The 3464-nt window shown below is 70.9% G+C and carries 5 protein-coding genes; 4 read left to right on the top strand and 1 reads right to left on the bottom strand.

Going from position 1 to position 3464, the window contains the following annotated elements; all coding sequences use genetic code 11:
* The 4 genes from TFC3_RS14225 to TFC3_RS14210 form a co-directional block, all read left to right on the top strand.
* Positions 1 to 918 (top strand): sensor histidine kinase (locus TFC3_RS14225; protein WP_067499884.1); only part of this gene is annotated, 918 nt, incomplete at its 5' end.
* Complete coding sequence (locus TFC3_RS14220) at positions 915 to 1526, top strand: response regulator transcription factor (protein ID WP_067499882.1); 612 nt, start codon at positions 915 to 917, stop codon at positions 1524 to 1526. The genes TFC3_RS14225 and TFC3_RS14220, both read left to right, overlap by 4 nt.
* A gap of 133 nt (positions 1527 to 1659) precedes the next feature.
* Complete coding sequence (locus tag TFC3_RS14215; RefSeq protein WP_067499881.1) at positions 1660 to 2526, top strand: sigma-70 family RNA polymerase sigma factor; 867 nt, start codon at positions 1660 to 1662, stop codon at positions 2524 to 2526.
* 60 nt (positions 2527 to 2586) lie between these two features.
* On the top strand, positions 2587 to 3132 hold the full coding sequence (locus TFC3_RS14210) for a GNAT family N-acetyltransferase (RefSeq protein WP_067499880.1): 546 nt from the start codon (positions 2587 to 2589) through the stop codon (positions 3130 to 3132).
* A 63-nt stretch (positions 3133 to 3195) separates the two neighbouring features.
* On the opposite strand, the gene TFC3_RS14205 is transcribed toward TFC3_RS14210, so the two are convergent.
* The coding region (locus TFC3_RS14205) for a hypothetical protein (protein WP_161952589.1) at positions 3196 to 3464 on the bottom strand (269 nt) is incomplete at its 5' end.

Raw genomic sequence — 3464 nt, 5'->3', positions numbered from 1 at the left:
ATGGTGGGCTCGTTGCGGGGCACGCCGCGGCGGGTGGGGCCGGCGTGGGCGGGTTGTCTGGCGTTGCTGGTTCTGGCGGGATTGCAGGTGCCGGGCGCGCAGTTCCACGCGTTGACGTGCCTGGTGTATGTGGGGGCGATCGCGGCGGCGGGGTTGCCGTGGCAGCAGGGGTTGCCGCTGGCGGTGGTGCTGGTGGTGCTGGCCGAGGTGCTGGCCCGGTTCGTGGCGGGCTGGGAGGACAACGGGTACGGGTTGGCGGTGTTGCTGGGGTCGGCGGCGTCGTTCGGGTTGCGTCTGGCCACGGAGCGGCAGCGGCGGTTGCAGGTGGCGCAGCAGGAGCTGGCGGAGATGGCGGTGCGTGATGAGCGGGCGCGGATCGCCGCGGATCTGCATGACATTCTCGGGCATTCGCTGACGGTGGTGACGGTGAAGGCGGAGCTGGCGCAGCGGCTGCTGGATCTGGATGTGGACAAGGCGCGTAAGGAGTTGCGGGATTTGGAGGTGCTGGCCCGCGACGCGTTGTCGGATGTGCGGGCCACGGCGCTGGGGATGCGCGGGATTTCGCTGCCGGGGGAGATCGCGGCGGCGCGGCAGGCGCTGGACGCCGCGCATGTGGTGGCGGTGTTGCCGGGGGCGGCCGATGAGGTGCCCACGCGGGTGCGGGAGTTGTTCGCGTGGACGATCCGTGAGGCGGTCACCAACGTGGTGCGTCATGCCGGGGCGAGTCGTTGTGAGGTGCGGTTGAACGTGGACAGCGTGGAGATTCTCGACGACGGGTGCGGTGGTGCCGCGGGGCCGGGTGATGGTCAGGGTCTGGCGGGGTTGCGGCGGCGGGCGCAGGCGGCCGGGGCGAGGCTGTCGGTGGGTGCCCGCGCGGACGGGCCAGGATTTCGGGTACGGGTGGAGGTGGGTTCGTGATCCGGGTGTTGCTGGCCGACGATCAGGCGCTGGTGCGGGGCGCGATGGCGGCGTTGCTGGATCTGGAGGCGGATCTGTCGGTGGTGGCGCAGGTGGGCCGTGGTGATGAGGTGGTGGCCGCGGTACGCGAGCATGCGGTGGATGTGGCGTTGCTGGATGTGCAGATGCCGGGGTTGGACGGGTTGGCTGCGGCGCGGCTGGTGCAGGCGCAGGTGCCGCGGTGCCGGGTGCTGATGGTGACCACGTTCGGGCGGGCGGGTTATCTGCGGCGGGCGATGGCGGCCGGGGCGAGCGGGTTCGTGGTCAAGGACACCCCGGCGCAGCAGTTGGCCGAGGCGGTGCGCCGGGTGCATGAGGGGTTGCGGGTGGTGGATCCGGCGTTGGCGGCGCAGTCGCTGGCGCTGGGTGATTCGCCGTTGACCGATCGGGAGACGCAGGTGCTGCAGGCGGCTTCGGATGGGGGGACGGTCGCGGATGTGGCGCGGGAGCTGCACCTGTCGGAGGGCACGGTGCGTAATCACCTGTCGTCGGCGATCGGGAAGACGGGTGCGCGGACGAGGGCGGAGGCGGTGCGGCTGGCGCGGGAGAGTGGCTGGCTGCTGATCTGAGCGACTTTAGGTTTTCTTGAGGTGCAACCGGTCGGCAACCATCTGCGACCGGGTTCTGCACCCGCGGCAACGAAAAGTTCCCCCTGTCAGCCGGTGAGGGGTCACCGGGCGGCAGATCCGAGGGGGAACCACGATGTTCGCAGCGACCACGACGACGACCTCTGCCCGCGAGCTGGAGACCCTGGTGCGCGACAACATGCCGCTGGTCGGTCACCTGGTCCGCGAGATGCTGTTCAAGGTGCCGGCGCATGTGCACCGCGATGATCTGGCTTCGGCCGGTTACGCGGCGCTGGTGAGCGCGGCGAAGGCTTTCGACGCCGGCCGGGGTATTCCGTTCGGCAAGTTCGCTGCGGTGCGGGTGCGCGGGGCGCTGCTGGATGAGTTGCGCAGCATGGACTGGGCGAGCCGTTCGGTGCGGGCCCGGGCCCGGCGCGCGGAGGTGGCGCGTCAGGAGCTGACCGCGAAGCTGGGGCGTACGCCCAGCGCGCAGGAGTTGGCTGAGCTGCTGGGTGTGGCGGTGTCGGAGCTGGCGAGTGTGGACGACGATGTGCAGCGCGCGGCGGTGCTGTCGTTGCAGGGTTTCACCGCTGGGGCGGCCGAGGACATGGTCCCCGAGGCGGCGATGAACCCGGAGGAGATGCTGCTGCACCGTGAGCGCATCGGCTATCTGCACGACGCGGTGGCGGTGCTGCCGCAGCGGCTGCGGTTCGTGGTGGAGGCTTCGTTTCTGCAGGAGCGGCCGCTGTCGGAGGTGGCCGGCGAGCTGGGGGTCACCGAGTCGCGGGTGTCGCAGCTGCGCACCGAGGCGTTGGCGCTGCTCAAGGACGGTTTGAGCCGGCACATGGAGCAGCAGGACAGCGCGGCGGCCAAGGGTGACGGTTGTGTGGCTCGCCGCCGGGCGGCGTACGCGGCGCAGCTCGCGGCGCGCAGCACGATGGTTACGCGTCTGGCCGTGACCGACGCGCAGGGTGTGAAGGTGAGCGCGGTTTACGCCGCCTGATGCTCGGGCCGGGCGGATAACCGGTCGCCTGGGGATGCGTTGAGCTGTTACGAAGGGCATGTGCCCGACCTGACAAGTTCCGGTGATGCCACGCCCGTCGAGACTGCGCGGCTGCTGTTGCGCCGCTGGCGCAGTGATGATCTTGACGGGTTCGCCGTGATCACTGCGCAGCCTGAGGTGATGCGCTACATCAACGATGGCCGCACCCTGGACCGGGCTGCGACCGCACAACGCCTGGCCGCCTATCGGCGGCATTGGGATGAGCACGGCTTCGGCCTGTATGCGGTGGAGCTCAAGGAAACCGGCGAGCTGGCCGGCTTCACGGGTTTGGCGGTGCCGGCGTTTCTGCCTGAGATCATGCCGGCCGTGGAGATCGGCTGGCGGCTTGGCCGCGCGTTCTGGGGCCGGGGCCTGGCCACCGAGGCGGCTCGGGCCGTGGTTGCCCGCACGCGGGCCGAGCTTGCCCTGCGGCGGCTGGTCAGCATCCACGTCGTCGGTAACGAGGCTTCCGCGCGGGTGATGGTGAAGCTGGGCATGTCGCTGGAGCGCGAAACCGTGCAACCCGGCACCGGGCGCCGGGTGCGGGTTTATGCGATGGACCTGTGACAGCCGCCGGCACAGGATGAGCTTGGTGCCTGCCTCCCGGGAGGGCGTGCGCTGGGCATCCGCTCAGGCGGGCTGGTGGTGCGCTGTGGTGGCGGGCTGGGCCAGCAGGGAGGCGATCAGGAGCAGGGCTGCTCCGGCGACGCTGCAGGTGAAGGTCGGCCAGGGTGGGTAGGCGGCCGGGGGCAGGGTGGTGTCGTGGTGGGTGAGGGTGCGGGCCAGGCCGGCGGTGAAGGTTGCTGCGGGGGGGGGGAGCACGAGCAGGGCCGCGGTGAGGCAGGGGCCTGCGGTGCGGGGGCGTAGTGAGCCGGTGATGCGGGAGGTGAGGGCGGCGG

Source organism: Actinoplanes sp. TFC3 (genome assembly GCF_001553785.1).
GTDB lineage: Bacteria > Actinomycetota > Actinomycetes > Mycobacteriales > Micromonosporaceae > Actinoplanes.
This window is presented reverse-complemented; position numbering and strand designations above follow the sequence as displayed.

Bases quoted from the DNA above. Each gene is read 5' to 3' on its own strand.
- TFC3_RS14215 (WP_067499881.1), top strand. From the start codon at position 1,660: ATGTTCGCAGCGACCACGACGACGACCTCTGCCCGCGAGCTGGAGACC.